At 39.3% G+C, this 22,837-nt stretch carries 15 protein-coding genes; 3 read left to right on the plus strand and 12 right to left on the minus strand.

Going from position 1 to position 22,837, the window contains the following annotated elements:
• Window positions 1-57 precede the first annotated feature (57 nt).
• The 5 genes from D0T08_RS18620 to D0T08_RS18640 all read right to left on the minus strand — a co-directional run bounded on the left by D0T08_RS18620 (window position 58) and on the right by D0T08_RS18640 (window position 12,102).
• Window positions 58-5,907: a M36 family metallopeptidase gene (locus D0T08_RS18620; RefSeq protein ID WP_116984189.1), complete on the minus strand. Its 5,850-nt coding sequence runs from the start codon at window positions 5,905-5,907 to the stop codon at window positions 58-60.
• Between the two features lie 394 nt (window positions 5,908-6,301).
• Window positions 6,302-8,941, minus strand: coding sequence for an FtsX-like permease family protein (locus D0T08_RS18625; protein WP_229238995.1), 2,640 nt, complete (start codon window positions 8,939-8,941; stop codon window positions 6,302-6,304).
• A 133-nt stretch (window positions 8,942-9,074) separates the two neighbouring features.
• Window positions 9,075-11,582 carry an ABC transporter permease gene (locus D0T08_RS18630; protein ID WP_310586269.1) on the minus strand — a complete coding sequence of 836 codons (2,508 nt, stop codon included), beginning with the start codon at window positions 11,580-11,582 and terminating at the stop codon, window positions 9,075-9,077.
• A complete protein-coding gene (locus tag D0T08_RS18635; protein ID WP_116984190.1) occupies window positions 11,567-11,767 on the minus strand; it encodes a permease prefix domain 2-containing transporter in 201 nt (66 codons plus the stop codon). Before D0T08_RS18635 ends, D0T08_RS18630 begins: the two co-directional genes overlap by 16 nt.
• Window positions 11,764-12,102, minus strand: coding sequence for a PadR family transcriptional regulator (locus tag D0T08_RS18640; RefSeq protein WP_116984191.1), 339 nt, complete (start codon window positions 12,100-12,102; stop codon window positions 11,764-11,766). The genes D0T08_RS18635 and D0T08_RS18640 overlap by 4 nt, the downstream gene beginning before the upstream one ends.
• Before the next feature lie 257 nt (window positions 12,103-12,359).
• On the opposite strand from D0T08_RS18640, the gene D0T08_RS18645 reads away from it, so the two are divergent.
• Window positions 12,360-12,842 (plus strand): GyrI-like domain-containing protein, encoded by a 483-nt coding sequence (locus D0T08_RS18645; protein WP_116984192.1) that lies wholly within the window; start codon window positions 12,360-12,362, stop codon window positions 12,840-12,842.
• A 25-nt stretch (window positions 12,843-12,867) separates the two neighbouring features.
• Here D0T08_RS18645 and D0T08_RS18650 read toward each other — a convergent pair whose 3' ends face one another.
• The 5 genes from D0T08_RS18650 to D0T08_RS18670 all read right to left on the minus strand — a co-directional run bounded on the left by D0T08_RS18650 (window position 12,868) and on the right by D0T08_RS18670 (window position 16,507).
• Complete coding sequence (locus D0T08_RS18650) at window positions 12,868-13,218, minus strand: hypothetical protein (protein WP_116984193.1); 351 nt, start codon at window positions 13,216-13,218, stop codon at window positions 12,868-12,870.
• Window positions 13,219-13,314: 96 nt separating this feature from the next.
• Entirely contained in the window at window positions 13,315-14,247 is a 933-nt protein-coding gene (locus tag D0T08_RS18655) for an AraC family transcriptional regulator (protein WP_116984194.1), read from the minus strand.
• A gap of 73 nt (window positions 14,248-14,320) precedes the next feature.
• A complete protein-coding gene (locus tag D0T08_RS18660) occupies window positions 14,321-15,085 on the minus strand; it encodes a methyltransferase domain-containing protein (protein WP_116984195.1) in 765 nt (254 codons plus the stop codon).
• Between the two features lie 152 nt (window positions 15,086-15,237).
• Entirely contained in the window at window positions 15,238-15,666 is a 429-nt protein-coding gene (locus tag D0T08_RS18665; RefSeq protein WP_116984196.1) for a hypothetical protein, read from the minus strand.
• A 145-nt stretch (window positions 15,667-15,811) separates the two neighbouring features.
• Window positions 15,812-16,507 (minus strand): LytTR family DNA-binding domain-containing protein, encoded by a 696-nt coding sequence (locus D0T08_RS18670; RefSeq protein ID WP_116984197.1) that lies wholly within the window; start codon window positions 16,505-16,507, stop codon window positions 15,812-15,814.
• Between the two features lie 379 nt (window positions 16,508-16,886).
• Here D0T08_RS18670 and D0T08_RS18675 point away from each other — a divergent pair, with 379 nt between their 5' ends.
• Window positions 16,887-20,639 (plus strand): CheR family methyltransferase, encoded by a 3,753-nt coding sequence (locus tag D0T08_RS18675; protein ID WP_116984198.1) that lies wholly within the window; start codon window positions 16,887-16,889, stop codon window positions 20,637-20,639.
• A gap of 26 nt (window positions 20,640-20,665) precedes the next feature.
• On the plus strand, window positions 20,666-21,058 hold the full coding sequence (locus tag D0T08_RS18680; RefSeq protein WP_116984199.1) for a hypothetical protein: 393 nt from the start codon (window positions 20,666-20,668) through the stop codon (window positions 21,056-21,058).
• Between the two features lie 7 nt (window positions 21,059-21,065).
• Here D0T08_RS18680 and D0T08_RS18685 read toward each other — a convergent pair whose 3' ends face one another.
• Window positions 21,066-21,350 carry an osmoprotectant transporter permease gene (locus D0T08_RS18685; RefSeq protein WP_116984200.1) on the minus strand — a complete coding sequence of 95 codons (285 nt, stop codon included), beginning with the start codon at window positions 21,348-21,350 and terminating at the stop codon, window positions 21,066-21,068.
• Between the two features lie 222 nt (window positions 21,351-21,572).
• The gene (locus tag D0T08_RS18690) at window positions 21,573-22,691 is read right to left on the minus strand and encodes a hypothetical protein (protein ID WP_116984201.1); all 1,119 of its coding nucleotides are present in this window, start codon (window positions 22,689-22,691) and stop codon (window positions 21,573-21,575) included.
• Window positions 22,692-22,837 lie beyond the last annotated feature (146 nt).

Here is a 22,837-nt window from a genome sequence, read left to right on the forward strand (position 1 = left end):
TTACTGGACGGACGTTTTCACATTAATCTTTGTCAGAATATTTTATCTCTCACTTTGTTAATCCGGACTCTGGTTACATTCCAGAATTCTGGCGGTAAATGTTTCATTACCCCCTGCCTGAAAGCCAGGTGTTAAAATAATGGACTTTCCTGCAAAATAACTCGTGCCTGTACTTATGTCAGATGCACTTGTGATACTTTGCGAAGCTCTATAAGTTCCGGCAGCTTGATTGCCCAAGGCATAAGTAATATTTGTATTAATGACAGCCAATACAGACACTCTTGAAGAAACACAAGACCCTATGACACAAGCCACATAGTAAGTGGTATTGGAAGAAATACTTGGAGTAATAAATGTACCACCTGCACCTACAGCAGAGCCTCCGGTAGCAGTTGCATACCAATTAAGTGTGCCTCCGCTACAACCCGTAGCTGTCAGGTTAACAGTACCCGTACCACATCGGCTGGCATTAACAGGGGTTGGTGCGCCGGGAACAGGATTAATAGTAGCAGTAATAGCCACTCTATTTGAAGTACAAATGCCAATAGTGCAACTGATGTAATAAGTTGTGGTAACCGTGAGATTCTGCGTTGCATAACTCGTTCCGGCAGCAATAGCAGAGCCCCCGCTATTGGCAGTATACCAGTTAATAGTACCACCTGTACAACCGGTAGCGGTTAGGGTTATCACTCCTGCCCCACAACTACTGCCATTGTTTGGTGTAGGTGCCGTTGGGTTTGGATTAACCGTTGCTACCACCGGTTTTCTGGCAGAAATACAAGTACCTACTGTACAACTTACATGATAAGTTGTGGTAGTTGTAAGATTAGGGATATTATAACTTGTCCCGGTAGTAAGTAATGAGCCTCCACTGGCGGCATTATACCAGTTAATAGCTCCCCCTGCGCAACCAGTTGCAGTCAGATTTACACTGCCGGCTCCACATCTGCTTACATCAGTCACTGACGGAACATCAGGTATTGGGTTTATAGTAGCTGTTACAGCTATTCTATTTGATGAACAAGGCCCTACAATGCAAGCTACATAATATGTTGTCGTAGTTGAAAGCCCTGGTGTAGCATAACTAGTTCCGGTTGCAATGGCTGAACCACCACTACTAGCCGTATACCAGTTAATGTTTCCACCTGCACAACCTGTTGCTGTAAGCATTATCGAACCTGAATCACAACGGCTGGCACCAGTCGGCGTAGGTGCACCAGGTGCCGGATTAACGGTTGCCACTGCAGGTACTCTGTTAGAAACGCATGGTCCAAGCGTACAACCGGCATAATAGGTTGTCGTACTGGCTATATTGGGTGTATTAAAACTTGTTCCGGTTGCCATAGCTGAGCCACCGATACTTGCTGTATACCAGTTAATAGTACCACCTATACAACCCGAAGCAGATAATGTTACTGAACCTACATCACAGCGGCTATTACCAGTGGTTGAAGGTGTACTTGGAACAGGATTAACGATAGCTGTTATAGATACTCTATCAGAAGCACAAGCGCCTACGACACAACTGATATAATAAGTAACAGAGTTTGTAAGATTTCCTGTAGTATAGCTTGTCCCAACTGATATGGCAAGCCCACCACTCGTAGTAGTATACCAGTAAACATCTCCACCAGAACAGCCTGCGCTTATAAGTGTTACAGTTCCTGGCCCGCAACGATTTACATTGGTTGAAGTTGGTGCAGCTGGCCCGGGATTAACAGTGGCAACTACAGGCACTTTGGTTGATGAACAAGCACCTAGTACACAAGCCACATAATAAGTGGTAGTGGCAGAAATAGCAGGTGTAGCATATGTTTCGCCGGTTGCAATAGCAGATCCTCCACTATTAGAAGTAAACCAACTCAAGGTACCACCTCCGGCGCAACCTACGGCTGTAAGTGTTACAGAACCTGTGCCACAACGACTTCCATCTGTACCCGATGGAGCAGAGAGACTTCCTGCAGATATAGTAGCTGTTATAGACGCTCTGCCACTGGAAACGCAATTATTAACTGTGCAATTGACATAATAGGTTGTGGTAGTAGATAAACTTGGGGTAGTAAAACTCGTACCTGTAGCAATTGAAGAGCCACCATTCATTGCTGTAAACCAATTGATAGTACCATTGCCACAACCTGTTGCCATAAGTGTTACAGTACCAGCGCCACATCGTCCTCCATTTACTGGAATAGGATTATCCGGTATTTGGGTAATAGTAGCGGTTACAGAAGCACGAACAGAATTACAATTATTAATAGTGCATCCTACATAATAAGTCGTTGTTATTGAGAGTGTCGGGGTAGTATAGCTTGTACCTGTAGCTATGGGTGAGCCTCCGCTAATAGCTGTATACCAGTTTAGCGTACCATTGGTACAACCAGTTGCTGTTAGCATTAGGGCTGCATTACCACAACTGCTGCTTCCTAAGGTTACTGGTAAGGTGGTAGAGGTAATCGTGGCTGTTACAGGGACTCTTCCATCACCACAATTACTAACCGAACAATTCACATAATAAGTAGTGGTAGTAGATAGGTTCGGGGTAGTATAGCTTGTACCTGTAGCGATTACTGAGCCTCCACTTGCTGCAGTGTACCAATTGACAGTACCACTTGTACAACCCGTAGCTGTTAATGTTAACGATCCTACATCGCAACGACCGGCTCCAGTAGCTATGGGAGAATCTCCCGGTAGATAGGTAATGGTGGCAATACTAGAATACTGCTCACTACAAGCTCCGCTTTTTACAATAGCTCTATACTGGGTAGTTTGAGTTAGGTTTATAAAAGTAAGAGTAGTAGTGGCACCATTGATAATGGTAATATCATTAAAATTATTAGTAGAAGACTCCCATCTGACAACAGAGCCCACATGTCCTGCTAAAGTAAGCGTTCCGGTATTATTGCTAGAACAAACTGTTGTGCTCCCTGCCAGGTTGCCGCCTATGGTATATGGATTAATTGTAAAGGTCGTTTGAGTACGACATGCAGCCTCTGGTGAACTAGCGTAAAATATAGTTGTGCCCGGAGTAGATGTATTCGGAATACCGGAGCCTTCAACCCCAACAGGATTAAATACATTTCCGGTTGCTATCGGTGTTCCGCCAGAGCTGGTGGTATACCATTGTACAAAGCCTCCAAAAACTGGCGAAGTAGCCTGGATTCTGTAAGTTCCTGTATAACCACTACTATAAGTGGAACCTACTAATATATAGGTAGTTCCTGCAACTACCGGATAAGTTATACTGGCGTACCAACCGTACCCGCTGTCATCATCACCCATTAAAAAATTATTGGCTGGGGTATTGGGGTCAAAAGAATTTTGATAAAGTGTGATATAATTATCAACAGAATTACCATTTAAAATGGCTTCTGTTGTCTCGAAAGTTACATAGCCGGAAATAGTTGGTGTAAAAGTATGTGTCTGATAATAAACACTGGTACCTGATGAATAATATGTAGTTGTTGCGTTCCCATATCCTCTTATATAGCTTGGAGAATTGCTGGTTAAAGTGCCATTAACAATATTTGTATTTACGCTTGAAGCCATTACCAAGCCCTCTCCTTCAGGTACTGAATTATCTTTACAAACAGCATATGCACCGACTTCTGCCACAGGCGATGGATTTACGATAACTGCTACATCCTGAGAAGAAAGACACGAACTTGGTGTTAAATAGAATTTATAAACAACTGTGATGGCCTGCCCGGTAGTATTTATCAGTGCTTCATTGATCATATTAGTATTACCACTCGCTGCAGGATTACTGATTCCTACGACCGCTGCACGTGTCCAGTTATAGGTGGTTGTACCACCTGCTGATGTAGTAGCGGTATAAGCAAGTGGGCTGCCTGAACAGATCGTAACATTCAGTGGCGAAGTTAATTGTCTGTCTGTAGCCGGTGTAAAATCTTCTGTTATATACGTATCATCAGAACTTACTCCTGTTGATGCATTTACACCCAAGCCACGGCGAGCAAATGCTTTCCAGATTGAACATTTATAACGCCCGTTGAATAATAATGAATCGGCTTTCAGAATAGCGTTACGGGCATCTATAAAACTTGGACTGCAAGGCTGTAATCTTAAGCCTTCATTTACCAGCTTAAATGCTGCTGCATTTCCTACTAATTCTGTTGTATTATAGATATTGTTAATAATGCGGTTATCCTGCATAATAATTTCCCAGGTCATATCCCATAACATCGTTGCCCAGATTGAACCTATCCCGTGTGGAATAGCATAAGTAGCTACCTTTCCATAAGTTACCGGAGCATTGATATTAGCCATATCGTAAGAATATCGATATGGGCGGATACCATCACCTGAGGTAGGTTCTGTCAATACATAGGTACCAATTCCTCTGGGAATGTTGGCACTTGTGATAGTTGGAGTCATTAAAGACCAGTCTGTTGTCAGCATCAGACCCAGATAATCGCTCCAGCCCTCGCCCCCTTGTTCATCATTCCAGAGACAATCTACGTTGGCCGGGCCACCTGTTAATCTGATGGACCAACCATGACCATATTCATGGGCAATTACAGCATTATCAAAATCTGAATCAGGTTGGTATTGCGGGCTCCCGCCTGTGTTCCACAAAAACATCTGCATCCGAGGATTAGCCCCATCGGCTGGTGTGTAGAAATTGGCATTATTACTTCCTGAGCCATCTTGTGCATCGGCATATACAAAGTCGTTGCCATTGCCACCCCTACTCATATTGTTTTGCTGGAAATTGCCTGCAGGTTCATCAAACCCGTATTTCCACAATACATCATGTATCAGGTTGTTCCAGTAGAAAAGATTGGTAATAGCTGCATTCTGATTAGCCAGGTAAGTATTAGGTCCTTGTGTATATGAATAATCAAACTCTAAAGATGGTGAATCAGGGCTTGCCCCTATCGACCACTCATTATCAGCACTTCTGTCTTCTTTAGCCCAGACATTATTACCTCTGGTATTGGTATAGTTATTTGTACCATCAGTATGCCAACCATTGGTATTACCCGGGCCAGTACCGGCTCCCGTAAATTTTGTGTAAGGATTAGTTACAATTGTTCTGCTACCATGATTCGGACTTTCTACAGGATAATCGAATACATTATAGCTATTAGGTGCTAAGGTCTGAGGCTTATTATTCTCTTTTGCCTGACTGGCATGCGCAAGAGCAGTAGCTTCATTTGGGAGATGTGTATGTTCACGCCCTCCGAAACTACAACGAATGATTTTATCTGAAGTCTTTAAAACATCTCCTGTAATGGCATCCAGTTGAACACTCCAGGCATTTTTATGGTCTTTCGTCGTTATTCTGACATCCCACGAAAGTTTCACCTTAGGCACATCTTTTTTACCCTCACTATTATTGTAGGTTACCCAATAGAGTTTTACTTCAATATTTTCGTTAGATAGTTCTGCATTAGTATATACTGCCTTAGTGATTTGTCCGTTTGCCAACCTCACAACATTTTGTTCCTTATTATTAGTTGGGCTATGCGCGAGATTCAGACTTAGAGCAGCTTTTGCCATTGCATTAACAGGGCTCATCAATAACCCTATCGAATCGCCTGGAATCCTGGCGGCTATATTTCCTACAAAACTATTGGCTATATGCGCTACATTATCATTGACTATCGTTGCATTCAGTAATCCATTATATACCTCTATTGATTGATAAGTCTGGTTGAAATAAACATGATACCAACCTGTAGTAGGCGATAAATAGGCACTTGAGATAGACATTTCGTCAATATCTTTGGCCGTTAATTGATACTTCGTGGTGTTAGCTCGCAGGTAGGTCTTTATTTTTTCAACTTCTTTTTGGGCATGAAGCGTAAGCGATAAAGTCAAAGCAAACAATAGCAAGTAGCATTTTCTATAAATGCTGTTTTTAGAAAGTAGATGTTTGGTCATAAAAGTTTATCAATGTAATAAAACATAAGTCATCAGCATTATGTGGCCAATCAATCAGCACAGATGAACCAAGGCCAAGCCTGAAAAACAGACTATTGATTCAAAAGTTTTAGGATTTTGTAAAATAAATGTGAGGAATTTCACACAGCAAAACGATAAAAGGAAGCTTCTTTTACCGAATAATGAATAGTTGACATAATCAAAGCGTTTGAAATAGTATATTAATTATCCACCAAATTTAGTAAACAGACAATTAAGGGTGAAGTATACGGCAAAAATATGGGAAAAGCAATTTTTTTATTTTGGAGGTATATATTCTATCAAACAAAATGGAGAAAATGATTATATAAATCATTTTCTCCATTTTGTTAAAGCCCAATTAATTCCAATCCTATCACTCAATCTTCAATGATTTCAACGGATTAAGCAAAGCAGCTTTGATGCTCTGAAAACTAACTGTCAGAACAGCAATAAGAATAGCTGATGAACCTGCTGCGGCAAACATCCACCACTGTATCTCAACAGCATAGGCAAATTCCTTCAGCCATTGGGTCATTCCCCACCATCCTAATGGAAATGCTAATAAGGTGGCAATCACCACTAACCACAGAAAGTCTTTAGATAGCAGAATCACCACACTTGTTATCGATGCACCCAGAGTTTTCCGGATCCCTATTTCTTTTGTACGCAATTGAGCTACATAAGCCGATAAACCAAATAATCCTAAGCAGGAAATAAAGATGGCGAATACCGCAAATACTTTCATGATATTGCCAACTCGCTGTTCCGAATCATACAAATGTTCTATCTTTTCATCTAAAAATGAATAGCTGAATACACTATTAGGTGAAACACGGGCTACTGTGTTTTGTGCAGCTTGTATGGTTTTAGTTAAGTTTTCACCTTTCACTTTCATCAGGAAATAGGTGGTTTCCTGCGGGATATTTACAATTACCAATGGCTCAATAGCATTATGAAGTGAGGCAAAATGGAAGTCTTTCACCACTCCTACTATTTCAACCGTTTTATCCCAGAAAATTAGTTTTTGCCCGATTGGGTCTTTAACATTTAAGACTTTCGCTGCAGCTTCATTGATAATAAGGGTTGGAGGAGCATCATCAGTTTTGGGAAGAAAATTTCGCCCTGACTTTAAATCAATTTTCAGTACAGGCAGTAAGTTTTCATCACCAAATACCAAGCGCATGGATATATCTTCCTTCGGTTTTTCGGGCAAAGCTAATCGATCCATCCCTATTCGGTCTCCAGGTAAATTGGAAGTTAAGCCTATTTGTGTTATAGAAGTATTTTTTAATAATTCATTCTTGATAGTACTTACTTTATTATATAAATCGCCGTAGAGTTTGACTGCCACCACCTGCTCCTGCTCAAAGCCTAATTTCTTGTTCTGGAAGAACTTCATTTGCTGATACACCACAATGGTACTGAAAATCATGAATACAGATACCACAAACTGAAACACAATGAGGCCCTTGCGAACGAAGGTAACTGATGACCCCATCAGTTTTTTACCTTTCAATGATTTTATCGGTTCAAAGTTTGAAATAAACCAGGCAGGATACATGCCCGCCACAAGGCTGATAAAAACTACAATGCCCAACATAGTCAGGATATTGACCGGTGTAAACAAAGTCCAGATTGAAAGGCTCTTGGCTGTCAGGTCATTATAAAATGGCAACGCAAGCAAAAATATTACTAATGCAATTACTGCAGCAATAAGAGTCATTAGGGTAGATTCGCCTAAGAATTGCTTTATCAACTCTGATTTCCTTGCCCCTAAAACTTTTCTGACACCCACTTCTTTCATCCGATTGAAAGCCTGTGCCGTAGCCATATTGACAAAATTAACCGAGGCTACCAGTAGAATAAGCACAGCTACTATCGAGAAAATATAGACATAGAGTATATCACTGTTAGGCCCCATTTCTTTCTCGAAATGCGAACGCAGGTGAATATCTGTAATGGGTTGCAGATATATTTGTCGACTTTTCAGAATCTTATCTCTTTTCTCTCCGATAGCCCCATAGAACTTTACCATAAAATCGGGTATTTTGGTCTCTACCCCCAATTTTGTTGAGCTTTTGTTTAGCATCACGAAATTATAGAAACCAGACCATGTTCTGTTTTTCAATCTGTCCTGTACAGGTTCTCTATAAATAGTAGACATAGAAATTAGATAATCGAACGACAAATGTGTTGGGAATGAGAAGTTTTCAATAACCCCTGTTACCATTAATAGGTGATTGTCTATATCATCTTTGATATACTTTCCTATAGGGTCTTCATTACCAAAGTATTTTCTTGCCATATCTTCAGTCAATACAATGGCATCTAACTGGCTTAATGCCGTTTTATGATTACCTTTGATAAAAGGCAAATCGAACATTTCTGTTACAGTTGAATCGGCAAAGAACCCTCTCTTCTCTTCAAATTGTCTTACTTCGCTGGTAGATGAGGCTTTGTAACTAAATACACGGTCAGGATACGGTCTGTTAAACCGGGCGATGGTCTGAATAGCCGGAATTTCCTTTTGCATTTCAACTGCTAAAACAGGCGAAGTAGCGGTCCAACGTCGGTTGGTTTCATCGATATTTTCCATATTAATCCGATAAATACGGTCGGCACTGGTAAAGCCTTTGTCATAACTTAATTCATCTTTAACATGCAGGAGAATCAGCAACACACAGGCTAGGCCCAGTGCCAGACCCATAATAGTTAACGAGCTATTCAGGCGGTCTTTTAATAGCGTACGAAAAGCGATTTTAAAGTGATTTCTTAACATAGTAATAGCTAAATTTGATTTTTCGTAATTATCTCTTTTTTTACGTCGACGAACAAAAGGTGGCAAAACGGTAATCACACTAAATATATAGTGTAGATCTGCCCATAACTTTCCTGATTTTTGAATCCAATAGGCATATAGTTCTTCCAAATCTCCGGCTACCTCCTCCAAAGTGTCTTCAGGGTGGAATCGGGCGAGTAGATATATTGCCCATTTAGGAGGGGTTTGGTTCATAGTTTTAATTTAGTGATTGAGCGATTGAGCGATTGAGTGATTAGAAATCATGAATAATAAATGATATACTGGTGAGTAATTCATTTCCTCTTTGTTTCAATCCCTCATTCACTCAATAAATCAAATCACTAATTCACTCATTTTTAAGTGATTTTACCGGATTCATCATCGCCGCCCTTATCGACTGGAAACTGACTGTAAACAAGGCGATCAGAATAGCCAATGCAGCTGCTCCTACAAATAACCATGCACTGATTTTAATACGATAAGGATAATCCTTTAACCACTCGTTGATGGCATAATAGGCTGATGGAAAAGCAAATACAAATGATATTACGACCAGTTTCAGGAAGTCAGACGATAGCAACTGAACAATGCTGTTGACTGATGCGCCTAATACCTTGCGGATACCTATTTCTTTCGTTCGACGTTCGGCTGAAAGCGTTACTAAACCAAATAAACCAATGCAGGAAATAAAAATGGTGAGCATAGCACCAAAAAACATAATCTGTTTCCATTTTGCTTCTGATTCATATCTTTTCTTATTTTCTTCGTCAATAAATTTGTAAGTATAGGGCGTAAAAGGGAACAGTTTTTTAAATATTTTTTCGATATGAGCCAGACTAGCAGTCTCTGAGTCTGGCTTTATTTTTATAAACATTCTACCGTAGTCACGCTTAGGCTTCATGGTAAATACCTGAGGATTAATCTCCCTGGTTAAATCGTAGAAATGATAATCTTTTACTACGCCAACTACCTGATACTTGTCATTTTCGTTATACCAGAAATCAATTATCTGTCCTATCGGGTTTTTCCAACCGGCCTCTTTAACAAAGCTCTCATTAACTAAAACCGCTTTGGTAGAATCTGTCGGGAAATCAGCTGAAAAGTTTCGACCCATCACTATCGGGATTTTCAGCATAGGCAGGTATCCGGCATCAACGGTTTCATAATTAAAGGTTATTTGCTTATCGCCGTTAATTTTTGCACCATCATTTGAGCTACCTCCATTTTTAGGAGCAACAGCTACGATATTCGGATTTTGTAGTAATACTTCTTTCCATAATCGTGCTTCATTTCGGCTTAAACGCGATTTATCAACACTAATCAGGTTGGTATCATCATATCCCAGATCTTTATTGAGCAGGTAATCAAATTGAGAATAAATTGTTAGCGTGCCGATAATAAGGAAAGAACCAATAGAAAACTGTAACACAACCAATCCCTTTTGCAGGTAGTTTCTGCCTGATAGATTGAATCGGTTATACAAGGTCTGAACAGGGCTGTACTCTGATAATACCAGAGCCGGATAAAAACCAGCTAACATGCCCGTTAGCATGAAGAGCACTATGTAAGATCCAATCAATTTAGCATCAAACAAATAAGAAAGTGCCAGTGCTTTATTGGATAATTGATTAAAAACAGGTAGTGCCAACTGTACTAATGCTATGGCAAAAGTGAAAGCAATGAAACAAAGCAAATACGACTCGCCTAAAAACTGAAGAATTAATTGTTTTCTTCCGCCTCCTACTACTTTTCTTACACCAATTTCTTTCGCTCTTTTAAGCGAACGGGCCACGGTAAGGTTAACAAAGTTGATGCAGGCAATCAGAAGTATAAAAATGGCTATTCCGGATAATATATAAGAAAACATCGGGTTACTCCCATCTACCAGCCCATTTTCGGGAGGTAGTTCTTCATCCAGATGCATAGCTGTATAAGGCTGAAGTTTGTATACATTTTTACTGTGATAATCATACTTCTGCTCCATATCAGTGATAATGTCCTTAGCATCGGCCATATATACCCGATTCATTTTGTTTTCAACGGTTCTGATACTGGTATTTGGCTTAATCAGCACAAATGTGTTGAGCGAAGAACTAAACCATTTTTGCTTATTCTGCATTACTTCATTTTCTACCACCATAGGCACCAGAGCATCGAACTTGATACTAGAGTTCTCAGGGCATTTTTTTGTAACCCCTGTAACTATATAAGGCGTAAACTGGCTACTTTTACCATATGTATCTTTCAGAAAAATAACTCTTCCTAAAGCATTGGTGGTATTAAACTGTCGTTCGGCCATCTCTTCTGAAATAACAATCGATTGCGGATTTATTAAAGCTGTTTTAGGCTCACCGCCTATCATGGGAAATGAAAAGATCGAAAAGAAATCGCGGTCTACTTTGTATACTCCCAGGCTCTTTATATTGTCTTTTTCTTTAATATCATTCTGGTTATATTGAAACCGAGCAAAATGCTGAATTTCCGGCACACCCTCTGCAAATTTTGGCCCTTGCAAATACCCGGTATTACTTTGTTTACCAACCGTTTCGCCATTGGGATGATGAATGTCTATCACAATCCTATATATATTCGGATTATTAGTATGAAACCGGTCGTAGCTTACTTCGTCTTTGGTATAAAGCATAATCAGCATGGCAGCGGCTAAACCCATACTTAAACCTAATATGTTGATACCTGAATATACCTTATTGTGAGCAATGGTTCTAAAAGCAATTTTGAAATAGTTTTGTAGCATAGCTGAACTTAAGATTGAGGGTTTATAATAGCTTTCTTTTCTTTGTCTTTTACGTACAAAGGGTGGTAAAACCGATAATACATTTAACAGGTATAGCATGCCCGGAATTTGCCCGAGCGTTGATAACGATAAGCATGCAACTCTTCCAGATCACCTGTTACTTCTTCTAATGTCTCTTCAGGATGAAACCACAATAACAGGCGGTATATCCATTGGGGTGGTGAGCTACCTCTTTGGATATCAGGTTTCATAGGGTCTATATTGTCCGATTCTGGCTTTTTCATAATCCACTTAAACGAAGAGTATGAGGTGGTATCATTTGCCAGAGCCCCTGACGTAATTCGTTCACTTCCTGCAAGGTTCTGCTACCCAAGGCTGTAACTTTAAACAGTCGTTTTCGACGCCCTCCTCTTTCGTTCGTAGCACCACCTAGCTCTGAACTTACAAAGCCCTTTTCCTCTAATCTTATTAGGGTATTGTGTACCGTACCAAAGGCCACTACCCGCCCAGTATGTTCTTCAAGGGCCTGGTTGACCGATACCCCATAAGCTTCTTTATCTAAAATGGCTACCATGAGTAAAACCATTTCTTCAAATTCGCCCAGATTTGCTCTATGCATAGGTTTAAATGATTAGTTTCTATTTTGTCGTACAAATATAATGCCACTAGATAAAAACGGCCTTTCAGGCCATTCTGAGGCATATTTGATTAAAAGTGTCCGTCCGCAAGCGGACAAATTCTGTCCGCTTGCGGACGGACAAGCTTAAGTTTTCTATAAAAGAAAATAATGTTATTTCCTTAATGAATGTAGTTTTTAATGGTTTTTACATTTAAGAGAAAATGGCTTAATTTGTTTAATAAATTCAATGAATTTTTATGCTACAACCAAGAATAGAAACACTACAAGAAAAGAAACTGATAGGCAGGCACCTGACCATGTCTTTTAACGACAATAAAACTGGTGAATTATGGCGAAGTTTTATGCCACATCGTAGCGCCATAACCAATGCTGTCAGCACTGACCTTTATTCCATGCAACTATATACATCGGATTTCTTTAAGCAGTTTAATCCACATACAACTTTCGAAAAATGGGCAGCTGTTGAGGTAGAAGGTTTTGATAGCATTCAAGAGGGAATGGAACCATTTACACTCACAGGTGGCTTATATGCAGTTTTCCTGCATAGGGGCTCAAGTACTGATAACAGCACATTTCAATATATTTTCAGCACATGGCTACCCAATTCTGAATATCTGCTTGACGACCGCCCACATTTTGAATTGTTAGGAGCAAAATATAAAAATTCCGACACAGATTCGGAAGAAGAGATATGGATACCAATACGATTGAAGGATTAAATCATTGTTCTGATATCCCGAAAGTTTACTTCTTCAAAGGATAACCCAGATAAATCATCACCAAAGGCATTAATAAGAAAGGAATTTCTATCAGAGCCGTTTTAAGATTACCTGTTTTTAGCGATAAAGCCATAATTAAAACAATCAGCATGGCATTCAAAACATTACCAATAAAAAAGGTTTGAGGGAATAATACCAAAGCACCAACTGCCAGACTGAGGATGCTGATAGTTAGAATAACAGGTTTACTGATGCCGAGGGCAGCGACCATTTCGTTGGTTTCAGATTTCATTGAGAGTCCATCCCAACCGTGTTTGAAACTCAGGAAGGCTGTTATCAGAATAAGTATGCCGCTAATGATTTTTAAGAGAGTCATGTTGCAAGAGTTTATTAAAGTTTCTATTAAACAAAGGTCATACAGAAAACCATCTCATTGCTTACAAACATCAATCCATTATTTGCAAGAATCAAATCATGCACGAAAGCCCAGGGGTGTAACAGAGGTTTGTTTTTTGAAAAAGTTAGAAAAATGGGCTACTTCTTCAAAGCCTAGCGAATAGGCAATCTCTGATATATTCCAGTCAGTTTGCTTTAATAATATCTTAGCTTCTCTAATAATCCTACCACTAATCAGGTCGGTTGTGGTTTTACCTGTATTTTCCTTTAATACCTTATTTAGATGATTTACATGTACAGCCAGCCTGTCAGCATAATCCTTAGCAGTCCTGAGGCTTAGTTTTTGTTGCGGCGATTCTATCGGAAACTGGCGTTCCAGTAATTCGATAAATAAAGAGGAAACACGAGCAGCAGCATTATGACTGGTATAAAGCGCCGAGAGAGGTTGTAATTTTTGCCCGTAATGAATTAATTCCAACACATAATTCCGTATTAAATCATATTTATAGACATAGTCAGACGATAATTCTTTGTGCATTTTTTTGAAGATATAATTAATATCTTCAACCTCATCTTCCGATAACTGAAAGACCGGATAGCCGCCTGATTTAAAAATAGGCAGGTCGTCTAATACTACCCCGCTTTTATTCTTAATTAAAAACTCATCGGTAAACACACAAAAATGGCCCGATTGATTCGTATCTTTCGGCACATAATGGTAAGGTATTTTGGGTGAAGCAAATAATAGGGCATTCTTTTCAATATCTATCACTTTATCGGCATACTCGGCCTTGTTTCTGCCTCTGATTAAGCTTATTTTATAATAGGCTCGTCGGTTATAAGGCATTACCGGTTTTTCCCTGATTTGCTTGGTGATTTCTTCAATGTTGAATACATTAAAATGCCCGATTTCACGGCTATAATCTTTGGGCAAAAGCGAAATCACGTCACCATCATCATTCTTATAGCTCGTTTGTTTATAAAACTCTTCTATTGAAACGGTCTCCATACGCTTGTTGTAAAATTCAAATATATTTTCAACAAAGATACAATACCAATCTATAAAAGCTTACTGCTAGAGGTTAAAATTTCGCCTCCATAATGATTCTCTTAAATGGATAAAATGCAGGAGATTTAGGGAATCTGTTTTTCAGACGTTCTTTATAAACAGCAATGAATTGTTCTTTCGTTTCTCCACTCAGTCTTTCGGTATAAGGAATCAAAGCCGTTCCAGAAACCCAATCGTATAGTGCATCAGAATCTTTTAGCACCAACGGGTAAATCTTCTCAAAAATAGTCATTTGCTGGCTACCGTTCTCAAAAAGTATCTGGGCATATCTCTCCATATCCAATACAGGTGTGTTTCGATTCCAGTTTTGCAAAGCCGAAGCGAAAGGTTCTTCTGTAGCCAGTTTGTCTAGGATAAGATTTGATAAATTCTGTTTCTGGTCGGGGAGTTGAATCACCAGTTGGCCACCGGGTTTTACCATAGCAATAATCTTCGGCAATAGTTCTTCATGATTATATACCCATTGAATAGCGGCATTCGAAAAAACCAAATCGTATTTAGTGATCTCATTTACCTGATCCTCAATACTTCTCAATTCAAATTGTATCTGTTCGTTTTCGAAAGCCTTAGAATCATTGAGCATTTCCTTTGAGGAATCAATTCCTAGTACTCTTGATTCCGGCAATGCATCTGCCAGTTTTCTGGTTAATTCCCCTGTTCCACAGCCTAAATCGATCACATTAATTCCCTGTCTGATTGTAATCAGATTCAGACAATCATAAAATGGAGCAAATCTTTCTGATTTGAATTTATTGTAGGTGTCAGGATTCCATGACATATTTTTGAAGTTTAATAAGGTTGCTAATTATACTACAAATTAAAACCCGAAAAGATTTATTATTTCTTCTGTTTAACAGATGGTGAACACAAAATAAGAGCCATGAAAATTTTCACGGCTCTTATACACCAGAATTCACTATATGAATAATCCTATTGTCCCGAATTTGCGGGAGAAATAGGCATAGTTACAGAACAGGTCTGCCCGCCAAAGTTAATCAGGAAGGATGCATTACGCACGGTATCTGCCGTACTAGGAGTACCCGTAACTGCATAAGTTAAATTCCCACCCCCTGACATCAAACTACCTGAATTTAAGGTCGCTGTTAAACCGGTTGTTCCGGTTGAAGAAATACCGGTACCGGTTGTGTAGGCCATTCCGTTACCTCCGGTATAAGGTACTGTAAAAGTACCTGTGTAAGCAGTTCCTCTTACGGCATTAGTTGAAAAAACAGCACTTGGGCAAGTAAGACCTGAAATTGTCGGGTTCATTATAGCTGGCTCATTGTCATCTTCACAAGCTTGAAATGCTAAGCCAAAAATCATGGCTAAACCCAAAATAAATAATCGATTCGTTTTCATGATAAAAAGAGGATTTTAATTGTATGGTTAATCTTTTCCGTTGAGGTATATTTACCTTTCTGGTATTATAGCTTAAAGAGGGATACCAAAAGACCATAGAACTGGTCAAATTGTGGCGAATATCGGATTTGTTGTGGCGAGTAACTTATGATATACCAAAAAGCTGAAAAAAAGCATTTTCGTACCTATTACCAATAGGTACCTCCTGTTCCCCAATATTGATGACTTTGTTTCTCACCGAATCGATTTTCCTGACAGGTATAATGAAAGAACGATGTACCTGAACAAATTCATCAGCCGGAAGTTTAGCTAAGATGGCTTTCATCGTTGAGCGCACTATCAGAGGCTTCTGGTTATCCAGGTATATTTTCAGATAATTGTCTAAACCCTCTATCAGCAGTATATCCTCAATGGCTACTTTTACCAAACTGTAATCTATCCGAAAGCACAGTTGTGACTGCCCGGTATTTTGAGTAGCATGCTGCCCCTTCATCAGGTCTTTTACTTTTTTTAACGCCAGTTGAAAGCGTTGAAAGCTAAAGGGTTTGAGCAGGTAATCTATCGCATTAAGTTCATAACTTTCTGCTGCAAATTCATTAGAGCTGCTAATAAATACTACCCTGCAAGGCTGTGCAAGAGATTGAAAGAACTCAATTCCATTTATTTCAGGCAAGGTAAAATCTGAAAACAGTAAGTCAACAGGATATTTCTCTAAATAAACTCTGGCCTCTTCAACGCTCGAAAAAACTTTCTTTAAATCAATAAATTCTATTGCTTTGCAAAATTCAGCTATGCGTTCTAAAGAAGAAAAATCATTATCTAATGCTATGGCTCGAATCATAACAAAGTCCTTTTTTAGTTGTATTTTTCAGCATAAGGCGTAGTGTATTTGGAGATAAGGTGAAAACGTTACTTTTAAAAAACGTAAAAATCGGCTCAATGATTTTATATAAACTGAAAAATTCAGGCCCTGACCATTTGCTAAAACCGTGAGGAATAAACTCTATAGGGTTATACACCAGATGCTCTCATTTATATGAAATAAGTCATATAAAATTGACAGTTTAATTAAAAAAGCAATAGTTTATCAATTCGAGACGGTAATTTTAAACATAATTAAAAAAAAAACTATAACTTTGGTTTCTCCTAAACATGAAAGTTTTACTGACACTATTCAGCATATAACCTTACCCACTTGACTTGACTAACCCTTGTCCATCATGAGTAAAAAACGTTCTGCACCTTCCACAAAAGTCCCACAAGATTTCACAATAGTTGGTTTGGGGGCTTCTGCCGGAGGAGTTGAAGCTTTTCAAAAATTTGTTACTGCAATACCTAAAAATTCTGGCATGGCGTATGTCATGGTTTTGCATTTACACCCTGACCATGAGAGTCTTCTGCCAGAAATCTTATCTAAATCTACCGAGTTACCTGTATTGGAAATCAGTGACGAAGTAAATATTAAACCTGATCACATCTACACTATTCCTCAGAATAAGATACTGATTACTGTGGATGGTATATTGAGGTTATTACCAAGAGAAGGTGATGCTCCCTTTGTTTATTCAATTGATATCTTCTTCCGTTCACTGGGAGAAATCCATCAGAACAATGCCGTTGGTATCATACTTTCGGGTACAGGTAAAGATGGTACCTTGGGTCTGCAGGCCATTAAAAAAAATGGAGGTATCACTTTCGCCCAGGAGCCTGATACAGCTAGTTTCCCTGATATGCCGAAAAATGCTATTGAAGCCGGAATAGTAGATTTTTTGTTGCCTGTAGAAAATATGCCGGAACAATTGATGAAACTCCAGCAGTTAGTAGATAAGAACTATCCTGATGAAGATGATAAGGAAATTCCAAGGAGCTATGAAGAAGTGTTGAAACAAATCATCTTCTTTATCCGCCAACATAAGGGCATTGATTTCAGCTATTATAAAGAATCTACGCTACGCAGACGTATTGCCCGACGTATGGGTTTATGCCGCTGTGAGGATGTAACAGAATATTATGAGTTGCTGAAAAACAACAAAGAAGAACTGGAGCAACTCTTAAAGGATTTCCTGATACCAGTTACCTCTTTCTTCCGTGACCCGAAAACTTTTCAGTCTTTAACAGAGAGGGTCTTTCCTCATTTACTTGAAAACAAATTAAGTCAGAGTACTGTACGGGTATGGGTGGCAGGATGTTCATCGGGTGAAGAAGCTTATTCAATTGCTATCAGTCTGCATGAGTTTCTTTCACATAGAGCGCCTGACATCAGAATTCAGGTTTTTGCCACAGATATCTCAGAAAGTAATATTGCTAAAGCCCGCTCGGGTGTCTATAATGTTCTGGACGTGCAGGCTATTCCGCCTCATTTATTAGAGACATATTTTGTTAAAATTGATAATAACACCTATCAGATCAATAAGTCTATCAGAAATAGTTGTGTTTTTGCCGTGCATAACTTCCTGAAAGACCCTCCGTTTTCAAAAATAGATCTGGTTTCATGTAGGAATGTGCTCATTTATATGACTACATTTTTACAGAAAAAAGCCCTTACCACTTTTCATTATGCACTTAAGGAAAAAGGGGTATTGTGGTTGGGCAAGTCTGAAACAGCCAATGTCGTGTCAGATTTGTTTACACTCATCAGCAATCATGATAAGTTCTTTAGCAGAAAATATACAACCAGTCACTTTACACAAGATTCTCATGATAGTATGGAAGAAACCAGAAATTACAAAACCGATACTATCCATACACCCATGATAAGTCAAACTGATTTTCAGAAAAATGCTGATGAGATATTATTAAATCATTATACACCGCCATGTGTGATTGTCAGCGACCAGAATGATATTATTCATTTCAGGGGTGACACCTCTTTGTTTTTCATGCCATCGCCCGGTAAGGCGAGCCTGAATGTGCTGAAAATGGTACGTAAGGAGCTGGCTTTTGATTTACGCAATCTCTTGCACAAGGCACATATAGAAAAAGAGACTGTTATCAAAGAAAATATACTCGTCAAGCAAGGAGGCGAATCTTATCTGGTTTCTATAGAGGTTATTCCCTTGATGCAATCGGTAGCATTACATTTTCTGATTGTGTTTAATAAACGAGCTATATTACCTGTAGAGCCAGAAACTTATAAACGAGGCCCAAGCAAAGCGAAAAAGAGTCTAGCAGAATTGCACATTGAGCAACTTGAAAAAGAATTGGCGCAGATACGTCAGGATATTCTGAATATAACTGAAAGTCAGGAAGCTGCCAATGAAGAGTTACAAAATGCCAATGAGGAGCTATTAAGTAGTAGTGAAGAATTACAAACGCTGAATGAAGAGTTAGAAACCTCTAAAGAGGAGTTACAGTCAGGTAATGAAGAACTGATTAGTATGAATCAGGAATTGATTAACCGTCAGGAGCACCTGAGCCGCACGCAGGCACAACTGGAGGATCTGAATAAAAAACTGATTATTCAGAACAGAGCCTTTGAGGGAGCACAGGTAAGCTCTAAAATGGGAAGTATGACCTGGAATCTGCAAACGGATGAGTTTACGTATTCTGATAACCTCTTCCGTATTTTTGGGTATAAGCCTAAGGAGTTTGCTCCTACTATGAAAAAACTGAAAGGTTTTGTCCATCCAGACGACCTGCCGGATTTAGAGAAAATTAGCAAGAAACTTTTAGTAAAGAAAAAAATCAGCGAATTGTCGTTCCGGGCTTATGCCAAAGACGGCTCACTTAAATATATTAAGGGTACAGGTAGTATTCTGAGTTTAGGCTCAGAGAATATGCTGGTAGCCAGTTTGCAGGATGTAACAGAAGATGTTTTATTAAACAGAAATCTTCAACTGCGTGAGGCACAATTGTCAGAGTCGCAGCGAATAGGTAAAATTGGAAGCTGGGAGATTGATTTTACGACAAATACCGTTCAATGGTCTGATGAAACCTATCGCTTGTACGGCTATAAGCCGAAAGAAATTGTGATAACTTATGATACTTTGGGAAATGTTCACCCCGATGATATTGAAAAACTAAAAAATACCATTGAACAATCAAGGAAAACCGGAGAGTCATTTGAAACTGAATACCGCCGTTACGACAAGCAGGGCGATTTACGCTATATTTACTCTAAGGGTAATGTAAGGAAAGATAGAAAAGGGACTATAACAGGTATGTTCTGTATAAGTATTGATTTAACAGAACTCAGAGTAAAAGAAGAGAAACTGCGTGAGACCTTTCAACAACTCGAAAGCAAGAATTTGGAATTAGAGCACAGTAATGCCGAACTGGCTTCGTTCAGCTATATAGCTTCGCACGATTTAGGTGACCCGCTTTATAAGATTGAGGCATTTACCGAGCGCATTTTATTGAAAGAAGAGTTGTCTGATACGGCCAAAGATTATTTCTCACGGATCATCAGGTCAACGCAGCGTATGAAAAGCTTGCTGGCTGATTTGTTGAATTTTTCAAGGATGACAACTGATGAGGCTATCTTTGCCAAAACAGATTTGAATACGCTATTGGAGGATGCCAAGCAAAGCCTGAGTGAACGAATTGAAGAGAAGAATGCGGTTATACAATCAGATAATTTACCAACGTTAACCATTATTCCAACACAATTTTATCAGTTATTCAGTAACATTATTTCTAATTCAATTAAATACAGTAAGAAAGATGTAGCCCCGATTATCACGATTAAAGCCACGTTGATGCCTGGTGAAGACATCAATGACCCGAGGGCTATGAATAACAAAAAATACTGGAAACTGAGTTTTACTGATAATGGAATAGGCTTTGAACAACAATATGAGCATAAGATATTTGAACTTTTCCAACGATTGCATGGCAAGACAGAGTATTCTGGAACAGGAATCGGTCTGACTATTTGTCGGAAGGTGGTTCAGAATCATGAGGGGCTCATTGAGGTTTTTGGTAGACCAAATATTGGTGCTACTTTTCATGTGTATATACCGGAAAGAGAGTAAGACCTAAGTAGATAAAGGACTTAGCCATGTATAAAAACTATCTGTATGCCATAGTAGCCGGTATAGCTATCGGGCTATTCACTATTTACGTGTTACCGCCTGAATTTGAGCTTTTTCTTTGGCCTATGATGATTGTAGCCATTGGGTATTTTGGAGCAAAAGTCAATACTAAAAGTTATTTCTGGACAGGATTCTGGTATGCCCTTACCGTTGGCATAAGCATTACATTAACCCATCTTTCTTTAACCTCTGATTACCTTTCGAGCCACCCGGCAGAAAAGCACCAGATTACGAATTATGACCCCGGCTTAGCACCACAGTTGGTCTTGCTTATGGCCGCACCGATTTACTGGCTTATTCTGGGTGGTTTGTCAGGGCTTATGACTATTCTATGGACGAAAGTAAATAAAGCTAATTAAGCGGCGCTCAATTCCATTTTTCGCCGGAGGCTATCACAACGACAAAGAAAAGCAAAAACAACAAAGCAGGCACAGCCAAAGCTCCCGACAGAATTTTTGCTACATTCAGGTTACCGGCTGCCTTTAGGGCAAGCGAGCCAAATAGCACTCCTGCCAATACTATTAGTAATACAAGCCATAGACCCATATTAAAAGAAGAAACAGAACCATCAGCTAATCCTACAAAAAAGAAATAGAGGGCTATCAACGCTACTATAGCATCTATGCCCCAGAAAACCCAGAATAATATCATTTCAGTTAGTTATTTAAGCGCATAAAGAAATTTTTAGAGCAAATATGGCAGTAACAGACCTTAATCAATAATTTAACTAAGCCAATAGCAGGATATTTCTATTGGATGGCACAAAGAAAACCCTGAAATGTTCTCGACAAAGCATTTCAGGGACTCTAAATCTTAAGACACTTGTTTCATTTGATATTTTTGTAGCACGTAAGTATATACGTTTCAATAAACCTACTCTTTACAATTTCCAATTTCTTTGAGTTTTACTACAACCCGGTTAAAAGTTACTTTTACCCGGGTGCGGGTTCCGGCTTCATCTCCGTCGGTATCACCTACAAAAGCAAACCTTTTAATGAGTTCCCCACTTCCTTTTTCAAAGAAATCTTCCGCGTGACCGCTGTCTATATAGCTGGCGCTTGTTTCTTTATCACTTACTATACCAATAATTCTTCTGTTTGATGGGGCCGTATAAATATTAAAAATACCTGAGCCCTCGGCAGTAGTCCAATCGCTTTTGGTTTCCCGGGCACGCATCTGAACCCTGGCTTTTATGGTATTACCCTCTACAAAGATATTCACCCTTGCGCTCACATTCGGGCCATTAGCATTATATTCTCTATCGCCCCGGGTACGTGGTGGCGTATAGGTAATTATATCAGGAGCAAAAGACCTTTCTTCTTCCTTACAATCGGGTACAACAGGTTGGGTAACAGCAATAGAAGACATCTGTCCATCTTTATATTCCAGTACAAGCCGGCTGCTGTTTTCATTAAGCATCACTCCATTGCTTCCTAAATTCAATACCATATGATAGTGCGATAGTCGGTTAATGGCATTAGTTACCTCAATTTTCTGATTACTATTGGTTATAAGAAATAACTTTAAAGGCTGATTATCAAAATCATAGCCTGAAATATCAACCTTGTTTCTTCGGTTAGGCGTCAGGTTCATATCTATGGCCGTTGGTACTACCTGACAGATGGCAGGTGTGCGCTCAGGTATAGGTTGCTTCAATAACTCTGCTTTTATACGTTGCAGCGCTTGTATGACTCTTGCACCCAAAAAATCAACATTACACCGAATCTCAGAGCCCGCAGCGGCAATGGTTCTATTAGCCAGATTCTGCACTTCTGTGCGTATGGTACTCTGGGCTTCGTCTGTCAATTTATCACTTAATTCCTGCAGGGTAGACTGCCATGATTCTGACTGATGGCTGATTTCGCTTATAGCATCGTCTATCATGGCAGCTGTATTATTAGTAAGGTCCTGGGCTGTATCCTGAATGGTACGTTTCAGCCCACAACCTACTATGAAGCATACGAGAACTGAGGCAACTACTATCTTTTTCATGGCTATCCGGTTTAAGTTTCATGGATTCAGTAGCAGTTTGAGTTACAAAAATAAAGTAAACCACTTGATGGTAATAGAGGGAAAACCCGCATTTTCTAAGGGGGAAACACGGTATTTTTAGCATTTGAAGAATAATTACCTGATAA

This window comes from Emticicia sp. C21, assembly GCF_003418935.1.
Lineage (GTDB): Bacteria > Bacteroidota > Bacteroidia > Cytophagales > Spirosomataceae > Emticicia.